The sequence below is a fragment of the Acinetobacter sp. SFD genome (assembly GCF_001647575.1).
Lineage (GTDB): Bacteria > Pseudomonadota > Gammaproteobacteria > Pseudomonadales > Moraxellaceae > Acinetobacter > Acinetobacter pecorum.
On the sequence record NZ_LSZJ01000018.1, the window covers coordinates 15,030 to 41,201 of the forward strand.

The following is a 26,172-nucleotide window of genomic DNA, read 5'->3' on the forward strand; positions in this document are numbered from 1 at the left end:
TTAACTGATCAGCCAGATCAGAATCAGCAAGATGACAGCGACTGTTGCTATTATCCAGATTTTCTTTTCGATTTTTCGGGGCGGTACATTTTCACGTAATTGTTGTGCAGTGATTTCAGCTTCTGTAGGTGCACTCAAACTAGGATGATTGGGAATTTCCAAGGGAGGCGTGACCAGGTCAATATCATCAGCATCATCACTAAAACGTGGGCCGGTACTTTCATGTTTCATGACGATGTCGTGTTCACGCACAATCTCTTCAATTACTTGCAGCGCCTGAACTTCATCTAAAGGGGTATTCCCGGTGATATAGCCAACAGCTTCTTTTTTCTTATCATCTTCCAGTAAAATAATGATATTGACCAGCTGTTCCTGTGATAAGGATTCGATGAAATCTTGCATACCCGTGCCTCATTTTTTGAATTGAGTCCATTTGATTGTTGAGCAAATTTAACGAGATAAGTAGCAGAGTTTTGTTGTGAAATCATAAAAAAGCCAGCATCGAATGCTGGCTTTTCATCCATCTAAAATCTTAGATCTGGTTATTTACATCATCATTCTTGGTTTCACGAATCATCAGAAACGCGACTAGGGACAGGATCGATGCTGCGGTCAGGTAGTAACCGACTGCAGACAAACCATAAGTAGTCGCCAGTTTGGTGGCGATTAACGGAGCAAATGATGCACCGAAGATACCTGCCAGGTTAAAAGTCAATGCAGAACCGGTATAGCGGACTGAAGTCGGGAAGATTTCAGATAATACGGTACCGATAGGCCCATAGGTTAAGCCCATGATTGACAGACCAATACACAAAAACAGGAACACCACCAGGGTACTGCCAGATTCAAGCATATCTGCAAAGAAAATACCGAAGATCGCAGAAACGACACATACCGCAATCGAAGTAGTCTTACGGCCAAATTTCTCTGCCAAAACTGCTGAAAGCGGGATGAATGCAGCAAAACACAGGGTTGCAACTAACTGCAATTGCAGGAATTCTTCACGAGAATAACCAAGTTGTTTGGTTCCCCATTGCAGCGCAAATACCGTAGTCAGGTAGAACACGACAAAGGTGCAGATTGCAGCAATCGTACCCAGAACCAGCATGCGGGAATGCTTTTTGAATACCTGAACAAAAGGAACATTCACTTCTTTTTGTTTATCCAGTACTTTCTGGAAAGCAGGGGTCTCATGCAATTTTAAACGGATCCATAAACCCATAATTACCAACAAGGCACTTGAGATAAACGGAATACGCCAGCCCCACGCCATAAAGTCAGCTTCAGACATGAAAGCGCCAAGCGTCAGGAAGGAACCTGTCGCCAGAATAAAGCCGATTGGGGCACCCAGTTGCGGGAACATGCCATACCAGGCACGTTTACCTTCAGGCGCATTTTCGGTCGCAAGCAGTACCGCACCTGACCATTCACCACCCAGACCCAAGCCCTGACCTAAACGGCACAGTGCAAGCAGGAGTGGCGCAGCAATCCCGATTTGTGCATAAGTTGGCAGCAGGCCAATCGCAACGGTTGAAATTCCCATGGTCAGCAAAGCCGCGACCAATGTCGCTTTTCGTCCGATCCGGTCACCTAAATGACCAAATAATGCAGCACCAATCGGGCGGGCAATAAAGGCAATGGCAAAAGTCGCAAGAGACTGAATGGTTGCGGTCATCGGATCTGTACTTGCAGGGAAGAACAGATACGGGAAAATAATAACAGCAGCGGTGGCATAAATATAAAAATCGAAGAACTCGATTGTGGTACCTACCAAGCTCGCTGTTAAAACGCGAAATTTTGAATTTTGTGCTGGCTGAGCAGCAGAATTAGACGACGCCATGGAAAACCTTACACTTACTAAAAATAAAAAAACTTAGTTTTAAAAGCGTAATCTTTTTAAAAAAGGCGTAATTTTTTAAAAAAACAACTGCAATCTTCTCGCTTAAACTCGCTCAGGGTCACTGAAATGAAAAAGGAGATGATTAAATCACGTAAAGATAGATAGCCAGAAAATGTGATCCTGCGCCTATCAATACAAATATGTGCCAGATAGCGTGGGTATATCTTACTCTTTTTAAAGCGTAAAACAATGCACCCACGGTATAAGCCAATCCGCCAATGATGAGAAAGGTTAAAGATTGAGCACTTAGATATTGCTGCATATCATCCATGACCAGCAGTGCCAGCCAGCCCATGGCCAGATAAGCAGCCAAAGAAAGTTTCTGGAAACGATGAATGAAAACGAACTTGAAAAGTGTACCAAGGATGGCAATCACCCACAGCGCAATCAATAAATAATGGGCTTTAGGGGTGGGAATGGCGATTGACAGAAACGGGGTATAGGTTCCGGCAATCAAATAATAAATCGCGGTATGATCGACTTTTTTGTAAAAATAACGACGGTCTGCTGTGGTGGCCATATGGTAAAGCATGGAAGCAGAAAACAGCAAAATCATGCTGAGCGCATAGACCCAAAGCCCAATCCATTGTCCGGTACTTAGATAAGAACCTTTAATAATTAAAAGAATACCGGCAACAACGGAGAGTCCGGCACCTATACCATGACTGACATAGTTAATCCGTTCCTCATTCTGATCATAATCTGGAACCAGTGGAGCATTCTGCATCATTGTCATTCTTTCTTCAAATATACACTTGTATAGTAATTCAATTTTGCTTTTAGGTTAAGAAGATTTAAACTTAATATGCAATTCATTTCAGGTTTTATCTATGTCAACATTGGCAACTCTCTCGGACCAGGAACAGCAATTCCTGGATACATTTCAGCAAACTGTTGAAAGGAATCAGTTTGATCGTCTGATCTTAAGCCAGTATAAGGGTGAGCTGCAGGATTTAGAGAAAATGACCTGGCGAGTCATTACATTAAATGAACAACGGGTATTGAGCTGCCTGTATCGCTACAAGACGCAGGATGTCACTAAAAACTATCCTTTGGAAGAAGCGTTATCGCAGGTGACTACATTGCTAGCATGTTGCAAGCAGGCCAATCTGATGACAGTAGATGAAGAATTACAGCTGAAAAAAAACAAGAAAAAAGCCATGTTGACACGCAACAAACATACAGGATCTGCTACTCAGGCAAAGCCCGCTGAACAAAGTCATGACCGGATGAAACAGCGGTTTGTGGATCAGGACAGTATTTTTCTCCAGCATCTTGGCATTACCGATCAAAAAGGGCAAATCATTCCGAGCATGGCGCGCAAATGGAAACAGATTAACAAGTTTGTGGAAATTTTCTCAGGCGCGCTGACGCAGATCAAGCCACAGGCTGAAGGCCTGCGCGTGGTAGATTTTGGTTCGGGCAAAGGCTATCTGACCTGTGCTTTATATGACTATATGCAAAAACATGGTCAAACGCCGTATGTCACGGGGGTAGAGCTTAATCCAAAAATGGTCGAGTTCTGCCAGAATGTCGCGCAGCAATCTGGTTTTGATCAACTGGACTTTTTCCAGGGGGATGTGCGTACTTATGCGCCAGAAAGACTGGATGTAATGATTGCCTTGCATGCCTGTGATGTAGCAACAGATTTTGCGATTCATAGTGGCATTCGCCTGAATGCACAGATAATCATGTGTGCGCCATGTTGTCATAAGGAGTTACGTCCACAGTTACAAGCACCGAAAGTCCTGAGTCCGATGTTGCAATTCGGTATTCATGCGGGACAGCAGGCCGAAATGCTGACTGATACCATTCGTGCTTTATTGCTCAAAGCTTATGGTTATGAAACCAAAGTTTTTGAATTTGTGGCGCTAGAACATACCAGTAAAAATAAAATGATTCTGGCAACAAAACGCAAAGACTATCAACAACCTGATCAGGCGGTTCTGGCAGAAATTCAGGCCTTAAAAGAGATGTATGGAATCCAGAAACATTCACTGGAATTGTTGCTCAATGATCAATGGGATCAGCAGGGAATTGGTTCTAAATGCTAAATAATCCAGAATTGAAAATAGTGTCCGGCAGCTGGAAAGATTTGGGAGTGTATGCCAAAGTGATTCGTGAAGCCGTATTTATTCAAGAACAGTATATTGCAGCTGAAGATGAATGGGATGCTGAAGATGCGGTTGCTGTACATTTCATTGTTTTTCAGCAGGATCAGGCGATAGCCACTGCAAGATTGCTGACAAATAACAGTGTAGGTCGCATTGCAGTTTTAAAGTCACATCGTGGTTTGAAGATCGGGCAGCGCCTGATGCAGGCCGTGATTGACTATGCGCGTGCCGAGCAGCGCGAGTTGGTCAAGCTGTCTTCGCAAGTGCATGCCATTGGCTTCTATCAAGCGCTCGGGTTCGAAGCTCAGGGCGAGGAATATCTGGATTGTAGCATTCCCCATATTGATATGTATTTAAAGCTTTAATTTTCAGCCATTCAAATATAAAAAAGCGAGGCATTGACCTCGCTTTTTTATGCATAGACTGAATCTGGATCAGTGGCCATGTGCTGGATTTGAGCTGTGCTCGGCATTATCCATGTTGGCATGTTCTTCAGCTGACATATGATGCTCAGTGGCTGTCGTATCTGTAGGAGCCACATTGGCAGCTTCACGTGCTTCACGATCTGCCTGAGCTTTGGCAAGCGCTTCTGGAGACATCGTTGGTGCATTTTTAAAAGCGTGTTGCTGGGTGTTCTGTTTATTTTGCTGGCTTGGCATATAATCCGGTTCATTACTTACTGCAAGCCAAAAAATAAGCATGAATAATCCACCTAAAATACAGAAGATAATAAGTGCTTTCCAACCCCAAGGAGATTTTTCAGGTGAACTGTGATCAGTCATAGGTCTTACCCACGTGGATACCAAACTTATGTAACTTTATAACATAAATTAATCAAAAAGCAGATCAAAATCTGTCATCACATAACTCTGTTCCGTGCTTGAAGCAAATCTGAAAGATAAAAAAGAGGAAACACGTTCCTCTTTTTTATTTAAGTGGCCACACTATTGAATCGGCTGGGCATGTGCTGCGCGATCTTTGAGGAGTTGCGGAGCTTTGAAGCGTTCGCCATACTTATTTTCAAGTACTTTGGCACGGGTCACAGCTTTGGCCAGTCCATACTGATTCAAGAATTGTACAGCACCGCCCGTCCAGGCAGCAAAGCCAATACCAAAAATAGAACCCACATTGGCATCGACTACAGATTCAAGGACACCTTCTTCCAGACAGCGTACGGTATCCAGTGCCTGTACAAACAGGAAGCGGTCAATCATTTCCTGTTCAGAAATATCGTTGTCTTTTTTCCAGTGGCTGAGACCAGACCAGAGCTGCTTTTTGGCATCAGCCGGATAATCATAAAAACCTGCGCCTGCAGCCTTACCTTTACGGTTAAATTCGTGAATCATGCTGTGAATCACGTCATCCGCAGGTGAACGAGAAATTGACTGTCCCTGTGCCTGCAAGGCTTTATATCTTTCATTGGCCACATGTTCAGACAGGGTCAAGGACACCTCATCCTGAATCGCCAACGGACCCACCGGCATACCGGCTTTGAGTGCAGCCATTTCAATTCGCGCCGGGTGTACACCTTCTGCCAGCAGGCATAAACCTTCCTGTACAAAGGTACCAAACACGCGGCTGGTAAAGAAGCCACGGCTGTCATTTACCACAACCGGTAATTTGCCAATTTGCTGCACGAAATCGAAAGCTTTGGCCAGCGTTTCTGCCGAGGTATTTTTACCTTTGATAATTTCCACCAGCTGCATTTTATCGACCGGACTGAAGAAATGCAGGCCGATAAAGTTCTGATCATTTTTTGAAGCCTGGGCTAATTCTGTGATCGGCAGGGTCGAGGTATTCGAAGCCATTACGCCGTTGCTGGCAAGATATTGCTCTGCCTCTTGCGTGACTTGAGCCTTGAGCGCGGGATTTTCAAAAACTGCTTCAATGATCAGGTCGCAACCGGCTAGATCTGCATTAGATGCAGTTGTTTGAATCAGGCTTAAAACCTGATCTCGTTTCTCGGCTGATAAACGCCCTTGAGCGACTTTTTTATCCAGCAGTTTCTGGCTATAGGCTTTGCCTTTTTCAGCCGCTTCGATTGAAATATCTTTTAATACCACAGGAATGCCTGTGCTGGCAGTCGCGTAGGCGATCCCAGCCCCCATCATGCCCGCACCTAGAATACCGACTTTCGTGGCTTTCCATCTTTCAATACCTTGAGGGCGACTGGCACCGGACTTGATCGTATTCAGGCCATGCCAGAAGGTGCTAATCATATTTTTAGAAATTTGACCGATGGCAAGATAAGTAAAGTAACGTGATTCAATGGTCAGGGCTGTATCGACATCGACCTGTGCACCTTCTACCGCAGCCGACATGATCGCTTCAGGTGCAGGGTAGCAGCCTTTGGTTTTATCGCGCAGCATCGCCGGAGCAATAGCCAGCATCTGGGCAACTGCTGGTGTCGAAGGGCTACCACCTGGAATTTTATAGCCTTTTACATCGAATGGCTGCTGAGATTTTGGATTGGCTTTGATCCAGGCAATGGCCTTTTCCAGCAATTCATCGGTACTGTCTGCGACCTCATGAATCAAGCCTAAAGATCTGGCTTTATCGACTCCAAACTGTTTGCCTTCCATCAATAAAGGAAGGGAATTTTGCAGACCGAGCAGGCGGACGCTACGGACGATACCACCGCCACCTGGTAATAAACCCAGTGTGACTTCAGGCAGGCCAAATTTGCTTTTAGGGTCATTCAGGGCAATACGATGATGGGCACACAAGGCAATTTCCCAGCCACCGCCAAGCGCCGTACCATTCAATGCAGCAACAACAGGAATACCGAGAGTTTCGATATAGCGTAGTTTGGCTTTCATCTCTTCAATCATATTGAAGAATTCAGTTGCATGTTCAGGAGTGGCTTGAATCAGTTCGTCCAGATCACCACCAGCAAAGAAAGTTTTTTTCGCTGAACGGAAAATAATCCCGGCAATATCTTCATCTGCTTGTAACTGGGCAACGACTTCATCCAGTGCCGTGCGAAAGTCGGCATTCATGGTATTGGCAGACTGGTTTGGAGAATCAAACGTTAAAATAACAATATTATCTTCATTTTTTTGATATTGAATTGCGCTCATTATTTTTCTCCTTATACCAGTTCAATAATGGTTGCGATGCCCATACCGCCACCCACACAAAGTGTAGCCAGACCCCGCTTTTTGCCCTGGCGTTCTAGCTCGTCCAGTAATGTCCCTAAAATCATCGCACCAGTCGCACCGAGTGGATGTCCCATGGCAATTGCACCGCCGTTAACATTCACCTTGGCAGGATCAACCTTCATCTCATTGATAAAGCGCATCACCACGGCAGCAAAAGCTTCATTGACTTCAAACAGGTCAATATCATCAATTGTTAAACCGGCTTTCGCCAAGGCCTTACGAGCAGCCGGGGCAGGGCCGGTCAGCATAATGGTTGGATCTGCACCGACCAGTGCCGTCGCCAGTACTTTGGCACGTGGCTTCAGACCTTGTTCTTTTACTGCTTGTTCCGATGCGATCAAAACCACAGCCGCACCATCGACAATGCCTGAAGAATTCCCGGCATGATGCACATGATGGACAGCACCCACTTCAGGATATTTTTGCAGGGCAATCGCATCAAAGCCCATTTGTCCCATAGTGGCGAAACTTGGATTGAGTTTGCCCAAGCCTTCTGCAGTCGTTGTCGGTTTGATAAATTCGTCTTTGTCCAGAATTACTACACCAGCTTTGTCTTTTACCGGGATAACAGAGGCGTTGAAATAACCATTGGCTTGAGCGGCAGCTGCTTTCTTTTGTGATTGTTCGGCAAACTGATCTACATCTGCACGGCTATAACCGTCAATGGTAGCAATCAAATCTGCACCAATACCTTGTGGAATAAAGTCACAGGCCATATTGGTTTCAGGGTCCAGTGCCCAAGGACCGCCGTCTGAACCCATCGGCACGCGGGACATGGATTCGACTCCACCTGCAACAACCAGATCTTCCCAGCCTGAACGGACTTTTTGTGCGGCCAGATTGACAGCTTCCAGACCGGAAGCACAAAAACGGTTAATTTGCACACCCGCTACATCATTGTCCCAGCCGGCAGCGATGGCAGCCGTTTTGGCAATATCGGCACCCTGATCACCAATGGGGGTGACACAGCCGAGCACGATATCATCCACTTTTGCGGTATCAAACTGATGACGCGCCTGAAGTTCGTTGAGTAAGCCAGTCAGTAAGGAAATGGGTTTTACCTGATATAAAGATCCATCTTTTTTGCCTTTTCCGCGTGGGGTACGAATGGCGTCAATAATATATGCCTCGCTCATAGCTTGTCCCTTTTATTGATTTGATGAAATTTATTCTAATGACTCGAGTGTAATACTTAATTTTTGAAGTGCAATGACGAGAACGGGCCAGATCATTTGAGCGATTTAGCCAATTTTAACTATAAAAAAAGCCTAAGCTAGGGAGCTTAGGCGGAGAGAAACGATTTTAATTTTTATCGGTTCGGGAGTATCAGCTTAATGATAACCGTGTAATTGACGATACAGACCCGGAGTCACACCTGTCCATTTTTTGAAAGCACGGTGGAAGGTACTGGTTTCACTGAAACCGACCTGTTGCGCGACATCTTCAAGGGTAAGATCAGGGTTAAGTAACAGGTGAATTGCGGCATCACGGCGCAAGGCATCTTTCACACCTTGATAGCTTTTGCCTTCGGCTGCCAGACGGCGACGCAAGGTTTGCGGTGATAGATATAACATCGATGCCACATCATTCAAGGTTGGCATTTCTTCACCAATCTGGCTCTTCAGCACATCACGGATTCTGGAGGTCAGTGAATTGGTATTTTTGAATTTCACCAGCAGTTGGGCCGGTGCTGCTTTCAAAAACTCTTCCAGAGTTTCTTCATTCTGGCGAACGGGCAGGTCCAGATAGTCTGCAGCAAAGGTAATTTCAGTGCGTGGCATGTCAAACTGCATCACTGGTGCAAAGAATAAAGCATCATATTCATCAGCATGGGCTGGACGTGGATAGCTAAAGTGTACGCGTTCCAGTGGTACACGACGCTCAATAAGCCAGGAAGCCAGACCATGCCAGATCATTAGCATACTTTCGGTAATAAAATGATCCGGATCCATTGCATTTGGAATCAACGGAACCAGACGTGCTTCGTGCTTGTCACGTTCCAGGGTCACCGACCAGTCATCACCGAAGAGTTTGTAGAACTGGGAAGAAAGTTCCAGTGCATCACCGAGGGTTTTGGCATGAATAATCAGCTGGCACATGATCGCAAATGTACCCAGACGGCGTTGCTGTTTATCAAAACCGACATGCTCGTCCTGAGTCACCATCCACAACATTTTTATAAAGCGGGTATATTGTTCAGGTGAAATACGCGCTTTGGGCTGATGCAGCAGTTCTGCTTCAATCCCGACGTGAGACAATAAAGTATCGACATCCATGCCCAGACGTTTAACGCCAGATAGAGCTGCGTTGACGAAATGGATACTGATCGTATCACGACTCATGTTTAATCCTTCAGTCTCTTTAATGTTCACTAATAATTGACCTAAATGACAAAAAATAATAAAGCAATGGCAATTTACAAGAATACCTTTGCCATTTTCTTACATATTAGATTGCCGAAACTATCAAGGTAAATGGCTGAACATGACATTGTTTTTGTGCATTTATATTCTTATGATGCTAAAAAAAGCAATAGAAGTAGAGCAAATACTCCAATGTCATATGCATTAAAAGGATTGAAAATCCTAGACTTTTCTACACTTTTACCCGGCCCGTTTGCCACTTTATATCTTGCTGATTTAGGTGCAGAAGTTGTGCATATTGAATCACCAACCCGACCGGACCTGCTACGGTTAATGCCACCTTTTGCCAATGGGCAGGCCACCTCACAGAGTTATCTGAACCGTAACAAGCAATCGGTTGCTCTGGATCTGAAAGATCCTGCAAATATCGAACTGGTCAAAGCCAGGATTGCAGATTATGACATTGTGATTGAGCAATTTCGCCCCGGTGTGATGCAACGCCTAGGGCTAGACTATCAAACCTTAAGCGAAATTAACCCGAAACTGATTTACTGTTCCATTACCGGTTATGGCCAAACTGGCACATATAAAGATAAGGCAGGGCACGACATTAATTATCTGGCTTTATCTGGCATTGCCGGACACAGTGGCCGGATTGAAAATGGTCCACCAGCCTTGGGAATTCAGGTCGCCGATGTTGCAGGTGGTTCCATGCATGCCGTAATTGCAATTTTGGCTGCCGTAATTGAACGTCAGCAAAGTGGCAAAGGACAATATATTGATATATCCATGACCGATTGCGTGGTGACAATGAATAATCTGGCAGCTTCTGCCAGTCTGGCTGGCAATCAGCATCAGCGGCCGGAATCGGGGTATCTGAATGGCGGGACTTTTTACGACTATTATGAAACCCAGGATGGACGTTATCTGTCAATTGGCAGTCTGGAACCACAATTTATGCAGGGGCTGGCACAGGCCTTAGAGCTGCCAATTATTCTGGAAAAGGGCAATTCTTTTGCTGAAGAAGATCGTACTGAGGTGAAGCAGGCGATTCAAAATACAATCAAGACCAAGCCTTTATCTGAATGGCAAACACAGTTTGCCGCGCTGGATGTCTGCGTCGAACCAGTACTTAAACTTGAAGAAGCGTTACATTCTGATCTGGCTCAGCAGCGAGGCTGGGTGGTACAGGTGCCACTTAAAGCCCAGAGTCAACAAACTGAAGCACAACTGGCTTGTCCGATTAAATTCTCACGCTCAACGATACGCTATGAATTTGTAGGACAGCAATTGGGAGAAAGTCAAAAGTGGTAATATTTTTAACGTGTTAATAGAGTAGATAACGAAAGTAGAGAGAAATATTTCTATATGAAAATAAGTAATAATGATTGAAGATTTTCATCATTATTACTTTAAATTTAATCCAATGCTGTAAATACAGAGATCCGTGAAAGTTTGTCAGGCTTATCAATAAAACCGCTATGAAATATGTATAAAAAGCATTTTATTGATAGGTTCAATCTCGCTATCCTTGCCGGCGATATAATAGAAACTACTAGCTGTACGCCATGTATTTATATACTGATTTTGATCAGCAACTGATTAATGAACGTGTTGCACAGTTCCGAGACCAGACGGAACGTTATTTAGCCGGTAAACTCACTGAAGATGAGTATCGTCCGCTTCGTCTGCAAAATGGTTTGTACGTACAGCGTTATGCGCCAATGTTACGTATTGCCGTGCCATATGGTTTGATGAATTCAAAACAACTTCGTAAAGTGGCTGATTTGGCAAAAGAATATGACCGTGGCTACGCGCATATTTCGACCCGCCAAAATATCCAGTTTAACTGGCCTGCACTGGAAAATGTGCCGGATATGCTGGCTGAACTGGCGACCGTGCAAATGCATGCGATCCAGACTTCAGGGAACTGTATCCGTAATACTACGACGGACCAGTATGCAGGGGTGGTTGCCGGTGAAATTGCCGATCCGCGTCCGACCTGTGAATTGATCCGTCAATGGTCAACTTTCCACCCGGAATTTGCTTTCTTGCCACGTAAATTCAAGATTGCAGTCTCTGCGCTGGAAGAGATTGACCGTGCAGCCACTGCATTCCACGATATTGGTGTATATATCGTGCGTAATGAAGCAGGCGAAATCGGTTACAAGATTAAAGTCGGTGGTGGTTTGGGTCGCACCCCAATCATTGGTAGCTTTATCCGTGAGTTCTTGCCGCGTGAAGACCTGATTGCTTATCTGGAAGCAGTACTTCGTGTGTATAACTTGCATGGCCGTCGCGACAACAAATATAAAGCGCGTATCAAGATTCTGGTAAAAGCCTTAACACCAGCAGTATTTGCCGAGAAAGTTGAAGCTGAATTTGCGCATACGGTTAAAACACTGAAAATTGATGCAGACACCTTGGCAAAAATGGATGAGAACTTCACGCCATTCGATTACCAAGATTATGCAGATGAAGATTTCACTGAATTGTTCGCGCAATATCCGAAATTCAAACAGTGGTTCAACATCAATACCAATGCCCATAAAGTGAAAGGGTATCGTATTGTGACGATTTCACTGAAACGTGCCGGAATTGCACCGGGTGATGTGAGCACTGAAGAAATGAACCTGATTGCAGACCTTGCAGACAAGTACACTTTCGGTGAGCTGCGTACCACGCATGAGCAAAATATTGCGCTTGTTGATGTACCGCAAAAAGATTTGTTCGCTGTATGGCAAACCCTTGACCAAAACAACTTGGCACGTGCGCATATCGGTTTCTTGACTGACATCATTTGCTGCCCGGGCGGTGACTTCTGTTCATTGGCCAATGCCAAATCTATTCCAATTTCGGAAGCGATTTCACGCCGTTTTGATGATCTGGATACAATTTACAATTTAGGCAAACTGGATCTGAATATTTCAGGTTGTATGAATGCCTGTGGTCATCACCACGTTGGTAATATTGGTATTCTAGGTGTAGATAAAAAAGGTGCAGAATTCTACCAGATTACGCTTGGTGGAAATGCCGATCATGATGCTTCAATTGGTGATATTCTTGGCCCATCATTTGCAGCCGAAGTCGTGCCGGATATTGTAGAAGAAATTCTGAATACTTATCTTGACCTGCGTCAGGATGGTGAAGAGTTTATTGATACTTATCGCCGTGTCGGCATTCAACCATTCAAGGAGCGTGCATATGCTTAATACCGCACTTCAAGTGCTCTCTAAAGATGGCACGATTGCAGACAATACCTATCAATTGATTGGTGAAGATGGTGTTTTGCCACAGGGTGATGTGGTTCTGACTGTGGACCAGTTAGACCAGATTGGCAATGTATCAGGTAAAAAAGCATTGTACTTAACTGTAGACGCTTCTCCTGAAAACCACGAATTTCCACTGGACCAGCTAGATGCCATCTTCATTGAGTTTGCCGGTTTTAATGATGGTCGTGGTTATTCATTTGCAGCACTTCTGCGCCGTCAGGGTTTCCAGGGCGAACTGCGTGCTACTGGGGATGTATTCAAAGATGTGTTGAACTACATGAAGCGTTCCGGTTTCGACACTTTCGTGATTAAAGAAGGTAAGGATATTCAGGAAGCAGCTGCCGGTTTGAATGATTTCAAAAATCCGTATCAGGCATCGACTGCGGTTGCACAGGCACATTATCAAACAGGTGCATAATTTAAATTATGCTGCTGTAAAAAGCCGGATTGAGTCCGGCTTTTTTATGTCTTGATTAAAATTCTCAACTTTCTTCAAGTTGACAGTTGATCATCCAGTGAATTCCAAACTGATCGCTAAAGGCCGCATAAAGTGCGCCCCAAAAGGTCTTTTCAAGCGGCATCTCAATTTGACCATTCACCGATAAAGTATTAAAGAGTCGTTGTGCTTCAGCTTGTTCGCTGGCGTCTAAGTTAATGGAAATATAGTGGTTATTACCTTGCGTGAACACGGTATTGGTTTGCGCGCAAAATTGATCATTCGTATCAGATGCCATCAGTTCTGTAAATTCGTTAATGGGAAGTGAGATATGCAGGATTTTATTTTTATCCGCTTCCGGCAGTGTGACACCTTCTTCGGCTGGCATTTCACCATAACGACTCAGACTTGAAAATTCGCCTCCAAAAACTGATTTATAAAAGTTAAAGGCTGCTTCAGCCTGACCTTGGAAATTGAGGTAATGATTTAGCTGCATGGGAGAACTCCCTTTTTATTGTGCTTGCTTTAATCTACGCCACTTTGCGGTATTTTGCGCGAACACGCTTTATCAAGATGTAAGCGAAAAAAATCCTCCAGATCAGGAGGATTTTTAACTCCCTCTTCCTATGGGAGAGGGATGGGATGAGGGAAGAGGTTACAGTAATTCAATCGCCACAGCAGTCGCTTCACCACCACCGATACACAGGGCTGCAATCCCTTTCTTGCCGCCCGTACGTTTTAGTGCATGAATCAAAGTCAGGATAATACGTGAACCGGTAGAACCCACAGGATGGCCGAGAGCACATGCACCACCGTTGATGTTGACTTTTTCAGGGCCTAGCTTGAACTCATCCATTGGGCACATGGTCACCATGGCAAAGGCTTCATTGATTTCCCAAAGGTCGACATCAGAAGCGGCCCATCCGGTTTTATCCAGCACTTTCTGGATTGCACCGACTGGAGCAATAGTAAACTCAGATGGATGTTGCGAATTCGAAGCATAAGCAACAATTTTGGCTAAAGGATTCAACCCTTTTGCTGCTGCATTGTCAGCCGAGGTAATTACTAAAGCTGATGCACCATCTGAAATCGAGCTAGCATTAGCCGCCGTAATCGTACCGTCTTTAGCGAAAGCAGGACGCAAAGTTGGAATTTTATCGATGTTAGCATTGAACGGCTGTTCGTCTTTATCAACGACCACATCACCTTTACGGGTTTTAACTGTTACAGGCACGATTTCATCAGCAAAGTAGCCTTCATTGACCGCAGTTTGCGCACGCTTTAATGAGCGAATCGCAAAATCATCCATCTGCTCGCGGGTATAACCTCTGGTATTTGCCATATCTTGGGCAAATGAACCCATCAAACGACCTGTTTCAGCATCTTCCAAGCCATCCAGGAACATATGATCCTTGATTTCACCATGGCCCATACGGAAACCACCCCGTGCTTTTGGCAATACATAAGGCGCATTGGTCATGGATTCCATACCGCCGGCAACCACGATATTTGCAGAACCAGCTTTAATCATGTCAGCCGCTTGCATGACGGCTTTCATGCCTGAACCACATAATTTATTAATGGTTACCGCACCAGTAGAATCTGGAAGACCAGCTTGACGCATCGCTTGACGTGCAGGACCCTGCTTTAAGCCTGCAGGGAGTACACAACCCATAATGACTTCTTCAATATCCGTTGGTTGCAGACCCGCACGGGCAATTGCTTCCTTAATAGTGACAGCACCCAGTTCCGGTGCAGTTACACTGGCCAGACTGCCCTGAAAGCCACCCATGGCTGTACGTGCACCATTTACAATTACGATGTCAGTCATTGTTGTATCTCCCTATCAGTTTTGATCGTTTTATCTTGAACTTAAGCAGTATATTGAAAAAAACTGACGATTGAAGCTTTAATCGTACCGAAGCATAAACTGGATAGTTCTATTAACATGAGGGAAGACTTTCCCTCCGGATATGCCCCATTTTGCTAAGTACAATACGCTGTTGGCTAGAAAACTGGGCAGAACAGTAGTAGAAACTGCCATTTGAACCAATAGGCAGACCTGTTTGTGCCTGATAAGTGACACTTGGTAAGCTCAAAGCTCCTCGCCAACTCAGGTTACCGTATTTGAGATTAACTACATCAATATGTAAAATGGTCTCACCTGTATCCACTTGCCTGTTTTTATTTTTATCAATGAAAACCAGCATAGTCTTGTTCCATTGATTGGCTTGGCAAGTGAGAGAATCCTGGCTTGGGCAGATCACTACATTCTGTCGCAAAATTGCAGCCTGACTGCGTGCATAACGATTAATTGTAGATAACTTGATCGGTATGTTTTGAGCTTCCTGTCTGGCTCGGTACTCGTGATAGTAGGGAAGTGCGATACTTGCGAGAATTGCAATCATTGCAATACAGATAATTAACTCAACAATAGTAAACGCTCTTGTTATTTTTTTATACATAGAGTTACCTGATTTATATATTATTTTTCTTATAAGGGTGCTATTAATTATATGTTTTTTATGCTTTATTGAGCGTGTAATTCATTGCTTACTTAAGTTTAAAGAAAGCTGTTAAAAATAATTGGCAATCACAATAGGTCATTCAGAATAAAAAATTGAGTAAAAAGTTACCGAATTACAACGGAAATTGTAAGTAATTTTGTCAATAATTTACTTGATTAGATTAATCAAGCACTTGGAAAAATAATAAAGTGTTTGTATGATGCCATGTGAATAGCTTAAGAATAATACTGGGGTAATAAAAAGCCTATCTCAGGATGGCCTATTTATAAGGCTTGAGCTTGAACAACAATTGTTATCTCTGGAGGATAAATCCATGAAAATGAGTCGTATTGCTTTAGCTATGCTTGTAGTTGCACCTTTTGCTGCTGCAAACGCAGGCGTAACTGTTACTCCATTAATGCTGGGTTATACTTGGCAAGACACCAAGCATAACAATGGTCAGTCCCACTTGTTATCTGCACAACTCGGTCAAGGCGAAATGCAAAACGACTTGTTCGTTGGTGCAGCACTTGGTGTAGAACTAACTCCATGGTTAGGTTTCGAGGCTGAATATAACCAGGTAAAAGGTGATGTTAACCAATCACTTCGTTACATTACTGATGGTCGTCCATCACAAGTTGAACCAGGCGCTGAGTATAAGCAAACTCAAATCAACGGTAACTTCTATGTTACTTCTGATTTAATCACTGGTAACTATGACAGCAAAGTTAAGCCTTACCTATTGGCGGGTGCGGGTCACTACAAATATAAATTTGATGGTTTAACTCGTCTTAACAGCCCAACAGCTCCAGTACGTCGTGACCGTGGTAATACTTCAGAAGGTACTTTAGCAAATACAGGTATCGGTGCTTTCTGGCAGTTAAATGACGCGTTATCACTACGTACTGAAGCTCGTGCTACGTATAACTTTGATCACGAGTTCTGGAACTATACAGCACTTGCTGGTCTTAACGTAGTTCTAGGTGGTCACCTGAAGCCAGCTGCTCCAGTAGTTGAAGTTGCTCCAGTTGAGCCAGTTGCTCCAGCTCCACAAGAGTTGACTGAAGACCTGAACATGGAACTTCGTGTATTCTTTGATACTAACAAGTCAAACATCAAAGATCAGTACAAACCAGAAATCGCGAAAGTTGCTGAGAAGCTAGTTGAATATCCAAACGCTACTGCTCGCATCGAAGGTCACACTGATAACACTGGTCCACGTGCATTGAACGAACGTTTGTCTCTAGCTCGTGCTAACTCTGTTAAGTCTTCACTTGTGAACGAATACAACGTAGATGCATCTCGTTTGTCTACTCAAGGTTTCGCTTGGGATCAACCGATTGCTGATAACACTACTAAAGAAGGTCGTGCTATGAACCGTCGTGTATTCGCGACAATTACTGGTAGCCGTACTGTTCTAGCTGAACCGGTTATGCAACAACAAGCTCCAGCTGCTCAATAATTCGTTATTGAACACAGACTGAAAAAGCGACTCTAAGGAGTCGCTTTTTTTATGGCTGTTTTTTGCATACACTTGCTGCTCTAAAATGATTTTGAGTAAAGGCATGAGCATAGAACTTCCTCAAGACTTGCTGAGTCTGGAAGCCAATAGTGGTATTTATGCAATTTGGATGATCTTTCATCATTATGGTATCGATCTACATATTCCTGATCTGGTACAATTGACACGGCACGATGATGAGATGGGAACTTCAACTATTGCGCTCGCAGTTGCGCTCAAAACCTTGGGGCTGGATGCTGAATTTTTTACAGAAGTTGATCCGGATAAACAGCCTGTTGAAGTAGAATTTTATCAAAAGGCCCAAGAACTCAAATTACCTGTTTATGAATCTCCTCTTTCATATGCAGAAATTCAAAAAAAGGCAGGTGAAGGTCGTTTTGTGATTGTGTTCTATGACACTTTAGAGGGGATAGGGAATCACTCGTTAATTTATTCTATCGATGAGCAGGAAATCAGTTTCTTTGATAGCTTTGAGGCCATGCCGGCGCATGTGTTTGAGCAGCAACGTCGGGTAGATGGAATCTGTCAGCAAGCGATTGTGGTTGATGATCGTAACTTTGTAATGCGAAATAGCTAAAATAGAGAGATTAAAAAAGCAGTCCTGAGACTGCTTTTTCATTATTGACTGGGTTATTCCTGATCGAGCTTCATGGGCTGAACGTCCATCTCCTGATAAGACACCAGTTTGGTTTTTTTCTTCCATTTGTAGCCAAACCAGATGGCCAGGAATAGCGGAATACTGATATAGGTCGATAATACGCCCATCCAGTGACCGGCCAAAACATCCTGATAGTTCTGACCCAGAACGACAATCGTACACAGGATAAATGCAAACCAGGGAGCAAAAGGAAAGAATTTGGCACGATAAGCCAGATCTTCGAGTTTATATCCTTGTGCCAGATAACCTTTACGGAAGCGGTAATGGGAAATGGCAATACCAAGCCAGACGATAAAGCCGCACATTCCTGACATGTTCAGCAGCCAGTTAAAGACTTCCTGCTCACCAAAGAAAGTGGTCAGAAAGCATAGAGCAGCGATTGCAGTCGTGGCATAGAGTGCATTCATCGGCACACCACGCGGGTCCAGACGCGCAAACATTTTAGGTGCACTACCTTTACGCGCCATATCAAACAGCATACGGGTAGATGAATACATGCCCGAGTTACCTGCAGATAGAATGGCGGTCAAGATCACCGCATTCATGATGCTGGCAGCAAAGGCAAAACCAGCTTTTTCATACAATAAGGTAAATGGAGAAAGCGCAATATCGTCGGTTGCAGCTGCCTGTAATAAACGTGGGTCATTATAGGCAATCAATGTGCCGATAATGAAAATACACACGATATAAAACAACAGGATACGCCAGAATATCTGTTTAATGGCTACCGGAATGGTTTTCTTTGGATCTTTCGATTCACCTGCCGCGACACCGACCATTTCGGTACCCTGGAAGGAGAATCCGGCAATCATCGCCACACCAATTAATGCCTGAAAACCACCGACAAAAGGTGCATCGCCAATGCTCCAGTTGGCAAATGCTTCTACACCCGGAGTCAGCATGATCTTCACGATCATCCAGATTCCGATGATAATAAAGGCAATGATCGCAAGGACTTTAATCAGCGAAAAGAAAAATTCAGATTCGCCAAAGCCTTTTACTGTCAGGGCATTAATCCCAAAAATAATGGCAAGGAAAATTGCGCTCCAGTACACGCCCGGTATATCGGGAAACCAGAATTTCATAATGAACTGAACGGCAACCAGCTCAAAAGCCACGGTAATGGCCCAGTTGTACCAGTAATTCCAGCCTAGAGCGAAACCAAAACCACCTTCGACATATTTGGTGCCGTAAGTGAAAAATGCACCTGAAGTCGGATTGTGCGTGGCAAGCTCACCCAAGCTGGTCATCAGGAAATAAATCATGATCCCAATCAGTACATATGCAAGCAATGCACCACCTGGTCCAGCATTGGCAATGGTCGCACCTGAGGCCAAAAATAAACCTGTACCAATGGATCCGCCAATGGCGATCATATTCAGATGACGAGCACCCAGCTTACGCTGCAGCTGCATCGTATTTTGCGTTTCGCTCATCATGATTCCTTAACATTTTTTTGAGTGCTGGCGAAGAGCACTTTAAAGCCTTGTTGATCCGCTTTCACTGTGCAGCGACCAAAGTTTTGTTCAATCAGGGTAGGATAGTTCAAGAAACGGTTGGCCACGATCCAAAGCTCGCCGCCTGATTTTAAATGACGACGCGAGGTTTTACATAAGGTTTCACTTGCCGTGTAATCGGTCTCGATTCCCATATGAAAAGGCGGATTACTGACAATGGCATGCAGGAACAAGGGTGCATCCTCAATGCCTGTAACTGCTTTGATTTCAATCTGTTCAGGGGTAAGCTGGTTTTCTTCAAATGTCATTTGTGTAGAAGCCAGTGCAAAGGCATCAACATCCATGGCAAAAATCCGGTTTTTCGGATTCAACTTTGCCAGATACGCGCTAATCACCCCCGCACCACACCCAAAGTCGGCAATTTTACCTGATGTGACTTGTGACAAATAAGGTAATAGCGTAGCAGTTCCTACATCCAAACGGTTTTGACTAAAGACGCCTGGAAGTGCACAAATAATCAAGTCATCATTTGGTGTCGATACGGTATAACGCTGTGCCCAGTCTGCAAGTGCTTTTTTCTCGACCGTATGGTCTAGAACCAATTGCCAAAGCTGGCAATGACGTGCGCTGTCAAGTTTGAGAGTTTTACCAAAAGGCTGCAACTGTTTGGCTGCGCGTTCTATCCCGCCTTTCTTTTCACCGACCAGGAAAATACTGCTGCCCGGTTTAAGCTGCGCTGCCACAGTGTGCAGTAAATAATTCAACAGTTCTTTAGACTTGGGTACAAAAATAACTGCCTGATCAAATTCAGCTTCAGGCATTTCTGCACCAAAATGCACATCTGCTTGTTGTGACTGGAAATATTGAAAATCATTAAAATTCCATGTCCAGACAGCCGGATTGATAGAGGCATCGAATTCAGCGAGCAGATTATCTGTCGGTGCATTAATCAGTAAGATGCGACCCGACAAAAAATCATATTGTCTTAATAAAACTTCGCTTTTAGGATCCATAGGTATCTCTCCAATATAAAGAACACTGCCTAAGCCTGACCTAGACAGTGTTCTTTGGACATGAAATTACTTCTTTGTTTCAGGAAGTACCACATTCAGAATAAGGGCAGCGATACCACCAGTGGCAACGCCTGAGCTAAAGATATTACGGAATAACTCAGGAAGATGCTCAAGAATTTGTGGAACTTGTGCAACACCTAAACCCAGTGCCAGTGAAATCGCAATAATCAGCAGGGCGCGACGGTCCAGATGTACACCAGCCAGAATGTTAATACCAGAGGCTGCGACTGCGCCAAACATGACCATGACTGCGCCGCCCAGTACCGCTTGCGGAACGGCCTGAATAATACCAGCAACTGCAGGCAACAAACCAAGAATAACCAGCAAAGCCGCAATCCAGATGCCGACATAACGACTTGCTACGCCCGTCAACTGGATTACACCATTATTTTGTGCAAATACTGAACTTGGGAAGGTATTAAAAATACCGGCAAGGAATGAATTTGCGCCATTGACCAGTACACCGCCTTTAATGCGCTGCATCCATTTTGGACCATCGACTGGTTGATTGGAAAGCTTTGAAGTCGCAGTGATATCACCAATCGCTTCCAAAGAGGTCACCAGGTAAATAAATGCCATCGGAATAAACAGGCTCCAGGAGAAGCTTAAACCGAAATGCATGGGAGTCGGAATCTGTACCAGAGGTGCATCTTTTAAGCCGGAAAAATCCAGATGGCCCATAAAGCCCGCCAGGATATAACCACAAACCAGAGCGATCAAAATGGCAGAACTTTTTACCCAGGTAATCCGGATACGGTTCAGAATAATAATCAGCGCCAGGACGGTACAAGACATGATCAGGTTGTCGGCATTGGCAAAAGTTTTATCGCTCATGGCCTGATAACCACCGCCCATGCTGATTAAACCTTCTTTAATCAGGGTCAAGCCAATCAGAAGTACGACAATTCCGGTGACCAAAGGGGTAATCAGTTTTTTGATCCAAGGCAGAATTTGTGACACGCCCATTTCAATGAATGCACCTGCAATCACTACACCAAAGATAGACGCCATTACTGCTTCTACAGGTGTACCCGCAGCCACCATAGCTGACCCAATACCAATAATTGGACCGATGAAGTTGAAACTGGTTCCCTGAACGATTAGCAGACCGGCACCAAATGGCCCTACTTTTTTAGACTGTAAAAAAGTCGCGATACCCGAGATCACCAGAGACATGGATAAAATCATGTTGGTGTCTTCTTTGGAAACACCAAGCGCCAGACAAATCAGTAGGCCAGGGGTCACAATCGGGACAATAATCGCTAATAAATGCTGGAAAGCAGCTAGAAAAGCAATCAGGGGTTTTGGACGATCATCCAGACCATATACCAGGTCAAGTTGATCTTTAGAAGGAGGAGATTGATTAAAATCAGACATGTGTCAATGCAAAATAAGGCTGGATGGCGCTATTCTAATCGAGTTACACGTCTTTACAAAATCAAAAAAGCCTCGACCAGACAAAAAAAGTTGAGGAGTAGGGCTACAGTGACTATAAAAGTTTTGTATTTTTCTGTATAATTTGCCCTCAAATTACACACGCATTGAATTTACATGTCAGATATTAAAACTCTCCGTAACATCGCCATTATTGCGCACGTCGATCATGGTAAAACCACTCTTGTAGACAAACTTTTGCAACAATCAGGTGCTCTCGGTGATCGCGCGGGTGAGATCGAGCGTGTCATGGATTCCGGTGCTATTGAAAGTGAACGTGGTATTACCATTCTTGCAAAAAATACTGCAATCAAATGGTTAGATGAACGTACCAATACTGAATACCGCATTAACATCGTGGACACCCCGGGACACGCCGACTTCGGTGGTGAAGTTGAACGTGTAATGTCGATGGTTGACTGCGTACTTCTTCTTGTAGATTCACAAGAAGGCCCGATGCCACAAACACGTTTCGTAACGCAAAAAGCATTCGCACGTGGTTTAAAACCAATCGTAATTATTAACAAAGTTGACAAGCCAAGCGCGCGTCCAGACTGGGTAATTGACCAAGTATTTGATTTGTTTGATAACTTGGGTGCTTCTGACGAACAGTTAGACTTCCCGGTTGTTTATGCTTCAGGCCTTCGTGGTGTTGCTGGTCCTTCTCCAGAAGAACTTGCTGAAGACATGACTCCGTTGTTCCAAACGATTGTAGATATCGTTGAACCACCAAAAGTTGACGTTGATGGTCCATTCCAAATGCAAGTGTCTTCACTTGACTATAACAGCTTCGTTGGTGTTATCGGTATTGGTCGTATTCAACGTGGTTCAGTAAAATTGAATACGCAAGTCACTGTAGTCGATAAAGATGGCAAAACACGTAACGGCCGTATCTTAAAAATCATGGGTTATCATGGTCTAGATCGCGTTGACGTTGAAGAAGCTTCTGCAGGCGATATCGTTTGTGTAACGGGTATCGATGCACTCAACATTTCTGACACTATTTGTGATCCGAAAAATGTTGAAGCTTTACCTCCATTATCTGTAGATGAACCTACAGTATCGATGACCTTCCAGGTAAACAACTCACCGTTTGCTGGTAAAGAAGGTAAATTCGTGACTTCACGTAATATCCGTGAACGTCTAGACCGCGAATTGATTCACAACGTAGCACTTCGCGTTGAAGATACTGACAGTCCGGACCGTTTTAAAGTGTCAGGCCGTGGTGAACTTCACCTTTCAGTTCTGATTGAAAACATGCGCCGTGAAGGCTTCGAGATGGGTGTATCCCGTCCGCAAGTAATCATCAAAGAAATTGATGGTGAAAAACAAGAGCCATACGAGAACGTAACGTTTGACGTTGAAGAACAGCATCAAGGTGCTGTAATGGAACAAATGGGTTTCCGTAAAGGTGAAATGACCAATATGGAAGTTGACGGTAAAGGCCGTATCCGTATTGAAGCAACTGTTCCTTCACGTGGCTTGATTGGTTTCCGTTCTGAATTCCTGACCATGACTTCTGGTACAGGGATCATGACATCAAGCTTCTCGCATTACGGTCCAATGAAACAAGGTACTGTTGCGAAACGTCAAAACGGTGTATTGATTTCTATGGTTCAAGGTACTTGCTTGGGCTATGCATTGTTTACGCTTCAAGACCGCGGTCGTCTATTCGCTAAACCTCAGTTAGAAGTTTACGAAGGTATGATCATCGGTATTAACTCTCGTTCAGACGACATGACAGTTAACCCGACTAAAGCGAAACAGTTAACGAACGTACGTGCATCTGGTACAGATGAAGCGTTAACACTTGTTCCTGCAATTGAATATACGCTTGAACAAGCGCTTGAATTCATTGAAGATGATGAGTTAGTAGAAGTAACACCGAAGTCAATCCGTATCCGTAAGCGTTTCTTGACTGAAAACGAACGTAAACGTAACCGTTCTGGTAAATAATCTGTAGATTATTGGCCCGCTTACTAAAAACCGTAATCTTTTCGAAGATTACGGTTTTTTTATATTTACGCTATGCTCACATCGTAATTTATTAAATCGTATTAAACTAAGTCAAAATTAGAAGTTTCTAGTCAGGTATAATTTAGCCCAAAACTTGAAAATAAAATATGGGAGCAGACATGAGTATTATTCAAGAATTTAAAGAGTTCGCCATCAAAGGCAACGTGATGGATCTGGCGATTGGTGTCATCATTGGCGGTGCATTCAATAAAATCATCGACTCGATGGTCAAAGACATTGTTATGCCGGTAATCAGCTGGATTTTAGGCGGAGATGTTGACTATTCCAACTGGTTCCTGGTACTGGGGGATAATCCGAATAATGTCACGACTCTCGCTCAGGCCCAAGCGGCTGGCCTAAACGTTTTTGCTTATGGTAACTTTTTGACTATTCTGATCAATTTCTTGTTATTGGCTTGGGTGGTATTCCTGTTAGTTAAAGCGATGAACAAGTTGCGCCGTAAGCAGGAAGCAGAACCTACTACGGAAGAGACTCCGGAAGATGTCGCATTGTTACGTGAAATTCGTGACGAGTTAAAAAAACGTCCTGATCCTGAAGCTTAAGTTCCAGGGATTAAAAAACGGCGCCTATTGCGCCGTTTTTTAATTTTCCTCTGCGGCCAAGAGATGAGACACATTGTTTTGCAAGAGGAGAGCTTAAATATAATCTAATTTATTTAAATATCTCGTTAGCCTTGCTGCTGACTATATTCCTCACCTCCAAAAGGAAGAAAGGAAAAATATTTAGAAATCTGCCCGAAACTTAATTTCGACTAAATGGAAACCAAACTGGCTTTTGACCGGGCCATGCAATACCCGTTCTGCTGCAGTAAAAACCAGTTTATCAATCACTGGAACCAACTGACCTTTTTTGATTTCACCCAGCTCACCACCACGTTTGGCAGAATTACAGGTCGAATACTGTTTGGCAATTTTATTAAAATCTGCACCACTTAAAATCTTCTTTTTAAGCTGTTCTGCAGTTTCTTTGTCTTTGACCAGAATATGACGCACAATGGCTGTTTTCATGACTTTTTCCCTCGTACAGTTGCCATTTTTTTGACAGGGAGCTGGAGCTTTTTCAAAGGTTGGCATTCAGGACAAAAAACAGAAGCCCGTTGCCCCAATTTAATATTTTCAAGCGTAGTTTCACAGTTCACGCACATTTCACCAGCGCGGCCATAAGCCAGCAAGGTTTGCTGGAAATAGCCATTTTCGCCCATGGCATTGGTGTAGTCTCTTAAGGTTGAACCACCCAGATCAATCGCCTGCTTCAAGATACGTTTAATTTCCAGCACCAACTTTTCAACCTGCATTAAACTTAAAGTCGAGGCTGGTTGTGCAGGGTGAATACCCAGATTAAACAGACTCTCAGTCGCATAAATATTGCCTACGCCCACCACCACATGGTTATCCATAATTGCAACTTTGGTGCCAACATTTTTATTCTTCAGTTTTTCAAACAAATACTCGGCATTAAAGCTCTCACTTAAGGGTTCTGGTCCCAAGGTATCAATCAGTTTGCTTTGGGATTGGGCATCTAGCCAAAGAATACAGCCAAAACGGCGCGGGTCGTGATAACGCAGTTCGATATCTTCAAACTGGATAATCAGATGGTCATGTTTGCGTAATTCTTCCGTGCTCTCGCATAGACGGAAACTCCCAGACATGCCCAAATGCCAGAGCATCGTCTCATGTTCAAACTCTGCCAGAATATATTTGGAACGGCGACTAAGCTTGAGCAATTTCTGTCCCACCAGCCTGTCTATATTTTCCGGAATAGGCCAGCGTAAACTTGACTGGCGCACTTCAACACGTTTCACGCGTTGTTCCAATAAGGGTAATAAACTGATTTTAGTGGTTTCAACTTCTGGTAATTCAGGCATAACACATCGCTGGCGAGGGAGATGCAGCTAATATTGGGTGAATCGGCCAGGATTGCAAGCATTAATCTAAAGGAAATAATTGGAAAATGACTGGATACCCCATATTTATTTAAGCTGTATTTTATTTGAAAAATGAACTTTATTTTTAGGTCTCTCTAGCAGAATTTTAGTTGAATAAACCTAACGAGAAAATTGGTTAAATTATAAGAATTTGAAAAATAGATAAATAATTTAAAATATTAAAATATTAAAATAAAAATTATATTTTTATATTTAAAGCATAACTAAAAGTTTAATCAATAATAAAAAAAATGCTGAGAATTTATATGAAAATTTATGTAACTTCATGTGCCTGAAAGCAATTTTTAAAACCT

At 43.7% G+C, this 26,172-nt stretch carries 24 protein-coding genes; 9 read left to right on the forward strand and 15 right to left on the reverse strand.

The annotated features are described in order from the left end of the window. The 3 genes from AY605_RS14435 to trhA all read right to left on the reverse strand — a co-directional run bounded on the left by AY605_RS14435 (position 1) and on the right by trhA (position 2,627). Positions 1-402 carry a hypothetical protein gene (locus AY605_RS14435; protein ID WP_064097070.1) on the reverse strand — a complete coding sequence of 134 codons (402 nt, stop codon included), beginning with the start codon at positions 400-402 and terminating at the stop codon, positions 1-3. A 130-nt stretch (positions 403-532) separates the two neighbouring features. Continuing rightward, positions 533-1,840, reverse strand: a complete 1,308-nt coding sequence (locus AY605_RS14440; RefSeq protein WP_064097071.1) for an MFS transporter — start codon at positions 1,838-1,840, stop codon at positions 533-535. Between the two features lie 142 nt (positions 1,841-1,982). Further along, positions 1,983-2,627 (reverse strand): PAQR family membrane homeostasis protein TrhA, encoded by a 645-nt coding sequence (gene trhA / locus AY605_RS14445; RefSeq protein WP_081406389.1) that lies wholly within the window; start codon positions 2,625-2,627, stop codon positions 1,983-1,985. A 103-nt stretch (positions 2,628-2,730) separates the two neighbouring features. Between trhA and AY605_RS14450 the strand changes: the two genes are divergently transcribed. Further along, complete coding sequence (locus AY605_RS14450) at positions 2,731-3,954, forward strand: class I SAM-dependent methyltransferase (RefSeq protein ID WP_064097073.1); 1,224 nt, start codon at positions 2,731-2,733, stop codon at positions 3,952-3,954. Beyond that, the gene (locus tag AY605_RS14455; protein WP_064097074.1) at positions 3,948-4,379 is read left to right on the forward strand and encodes a GNAT family N-acetyltransferase; all 432 of its coding nucleotides are present in this window, start codon (positions 3,948-3,950) and stop codon (positions 4,377-4,379) included. Before AY605_RS14450 ends, AY605_RS14455 begins: the two co-directional genes overlap by 7 nt. 69 nt (positions 4,380-4,448) lie before the next feature. On the opposite strand, the gene AY605_RS14460 is transcribed toward AY605_RS14455, so the two are convergent. The 4 genes from AY605_RS14460 to AY605_RS14475 all read right to left on the reverse strand — a co-directional run bounded on the left by AY605_RS14460 (position 4,449) and on the right by AY605_RS14475 (position 9,517). Continuing rightward, entirely contained in the window at positions 4,449-4,796 is a 348-nt protein-coding gene (locus tag AY605_RS14460; RefSeq protein ID WP_064097075.1) for a hypothetical protein, read from the reverse strand. A 162-nt stretch (positions 4,797-4,958) separates the two neighbouring features. Next, positions 4,959-7,094, reverse strand: a complete 2,136-nt coding sequence (locus AY605_RS14465) for a 3-hydroxyacyl-CoA dehydrogenase NAD-binding domain-containing protein (protein ID WP_064097076.1) — start codon at positions 7,092-7,094, stop codon at positions 4,959-4,961. An 11-nt stretch (positions 7,095-7,105) separates the two neighbouring features. After that, a complete protein-coding gene (locus AY605_RS14470; RefSeq protein WP_064097077.1) occupies positions 7,106-8,311 on the reverse strand; it encodes an acetyl-CoA C-acetyltransferase in 1,206 nt (401 codons plus the stop codon). Positions 8,312-8,506: 195 nt separating this feature from the next. Continuing rightward, positions 8,507-9,517: an AraC family transcriptional regulator gene (locus tag AY605_RS14475; protein WP_064097078.1), complete on the reverse strand. Its 1,011-nt coding sequence runs from the start codon at positions 9,515-9,517 to the stop codon at positions 8,507-8,509. Positions 9,518-9,730: 213 nt separating this feature from the next. Between AY605_RS14475 and AY605_RS14480 the strand changes: the two genes are divergently transcribed. From AY605_RS14480 to AY605_RS14490, 3 genes are all read left to right on the forward strand, one after another. Next, positions 9,731-10,852 carry a CaiB/BaiF CoA transferase family protein gene (locus tag AY605_RS14480; protein ID WP_064097125.1) on the forward strand — a complete coding sequence of 374 codons (1,122 nt, stop codon included), beginning with the start codon at positions 9,731-9,733 and terminating at the stop codon, positions 10,850-10,852. A 254-nt stretch (positions 10,853-11,106) separates the two neighbouring features. Next, positions 11,107-12,750 (forward strand): nitrite/sulfite reductase, encoded by a 1,644-nt coding sequence (locus AY605_RS14485; protein WP_064097079.1) that lies wholly within the window; start codon positions 11,107-11,109, stop codon positions 12,748-12,750. Continuing rightward, positions 12,743-13,228, forward strand: a complete 486-nt coding sequence (locus AY605_RS14490) for a DUF934 domain-containing protein (protein ID WP_004645942.1) — start codon at positions 12,743-12,745, stop codon at positions 13,226-13,228. Before AY605_RS14485 ends, AY605_RS14490 begins: the two co-directional genes overlap by 8 nt. Before the next feature lie 64 nt (positions 13,229-13,292). Here AY605_RS14490 and AY605_RS14495 read toward each other — a convergent pair whose 3' ends face one another. From AY605_RS14495 to AY605_RS14505, 3 genes are all read right to left on the reverse strand, one after another. Continuing rightward, the gene (locus tag AY605_RS14495; RefSeq protein ID WP_064097080.1) at positions 13,293-13,742 is read right to left on the reverse strand and encodes a VOC family protein; all 450 of its coding nucleotides are present in this window, start codon (positions 13,740-13,742) and stop codon (positions 13,293-13,295) included. A 159-nt stretch (positions 13,743-13,901) separates the two neighbouring features. Next, positions 13,902-15,077, reverse strand: a complete 1,176-nt coding sequence (locus AY605_RS14500; RefSeq protein ID WP_064097081.1) for a thiolase family protein — start codon at positions 15,075-15,077, stop codon at positions 13,902-13,904. Between the two features lie 112 nt (positions 15,078-15,189). Beyond that, positions 15,190-15,711, reverse strand: coding sequence for a GspH/FimT family pseudopilin (locus AY605_RS14505; RefSeq protein ID WP_064097082.1), 522 nt, complete (start codon positions 15,709-15,711; stop codon positions 15,190-15,192). A 376-nt stretch (positions 15,712-16,087) separates the two neighbouring features. Here AY605_RS14505 and omp38 point away from each other — a divergent pair, with 376 nt between their 5' ends. Then, positions 16,088-17,215 carry an outer membrane protein Omp38 gene (gene omp38, locus AY605_RS14510; protein WP_064097083.1) on the forward strand — a complete coding sequence of 376 codons (1,128 nt, stop codon included), beginning with the start codon at positions 16,088-16,090 and terminating at the stop codon, positions 17,213-17,215. A 103-nt stretch (positions 17,216-17,318) separates the two neighbouring features. Continuing rightward, positions 17,319-17,852 (forward strand): hypothetical protein, encoded by a 534-nt coding sequence (locus AY605_RS14515; protein ID WP_064097126.1) that lies wholly within the window; start codon positions 17,319-17,321, stop codon positions 17,850-17,852. Positions 17,853-17,905: 53 nt separating this feature from the next. Here the strand turns inward: AY605_RS14515 and AY605_RS14520 are convergent, their stop codons facing one another. The 3 genes from AY605_RS14520 to AY605_RS14530 all read right to left on the reverse strand — a co-directional run bounded on the left by AY605_RS14520 (position 17,906) and on the right by AY605_RS14530 (position 21,840). Beyond that, complete coding sequence (locus AY605_RS14520) at positions 17,906-19,369, reverse strand: amino acid permease (RefSeq protein WP_064097084.1); 1,464 nt, start codon at positions 19,367-19,369, stop codon at positions 17,906-17,908. Continuing rightward, positions 19,369-20,403 (reverse strand): methyltransferase, encoded by a 1,035-nt coding sequence (locus AY605_RS14525; protein ID WP_064097085.1) that lies wholly within the window; start codon positions 20,401-20,403, stop codon positions 19,369-19,371. The genes AY605_RS14520 and AY605_RS14525 overlap by 1 nt, the downstream gene beginning before the upstream one ends. Before the next feature lie 66 nt (positions 20,404-20,469). Next, positions 20,470-21,840, reverse strand: a complete 1,371-nt coding sequence (locus tag AY605_RS14530; RefSeq protein ID WP_064097086.1) for a uracil-xanthine permease family protein — start codon at positions 21,838-21,840, stop codon at positions 20,470-20,472. Between the two features lie 174 nt (positions 21,841-22,014). Between AY605_RS14530 and typA the strand changes: the two genes are divergently transcribed. Continuing rightward, entirely contained in the window at positions 22,015-23,853 is a 1,839-nt protein-coding gene (gene typA, locus AY605_RS14535; protein WP_064097087.1) for a translational GTPase TypA, read from the forward strand. 179 nt (positions 23,854-24,032) lie between these two features. Next, positions 24,033-24,476 (forward strand): large conductance mechanosensitive channel protein MscL, encoded by a 444-nt coding sequence (mscL, locus tag AY605_RS14540; protein WP_064097088.1) that lies wholly within the window; start codon positions 24,033-24,035, stop codon positions 24,474-24,476. Positions 24,477-24,656: 180 nt separating this feature from the next. Here mscL and AY605_RS14545 read toward each other — a convergent pair whose 3' ends face one another. Together AY605_RS14545 and mutM are read right to left on the reverse strand one after the other, a co-directional pair. Beyond that, on the reverse strand, positions 24,657-24,941 hold the full coding sequence (locus tag AY605_RS14545) for a peptidylprolyl isomerase (RefSeq protein ID WP_064097089.1): 285 nt from the start codon (positions 24,939-24,941) through the stop codon (positions 24,657-24,659). Next, the gene (mutM, locus tag AY605_RS14550) at positions 24,938-25,798 is read right to left on the reverse strand and encodes a bifunctional DNA-formamidopyrimidine glycosylase/DNA-(apurinic or apyrimidinic site) lyase (protein ID WP_064097090.1); all 861 of its coding nucleotides are present in this window, start codon (positions 25,796-25,798) and stop codon (positions 24,938-24,940) included. The genes AY605_RS14545 and mutM overlap by 4 nt, the downstream gene beginning before the upstream one ends. Positions 25,799-26,172 lie beyond the last annotated feature (374 nt).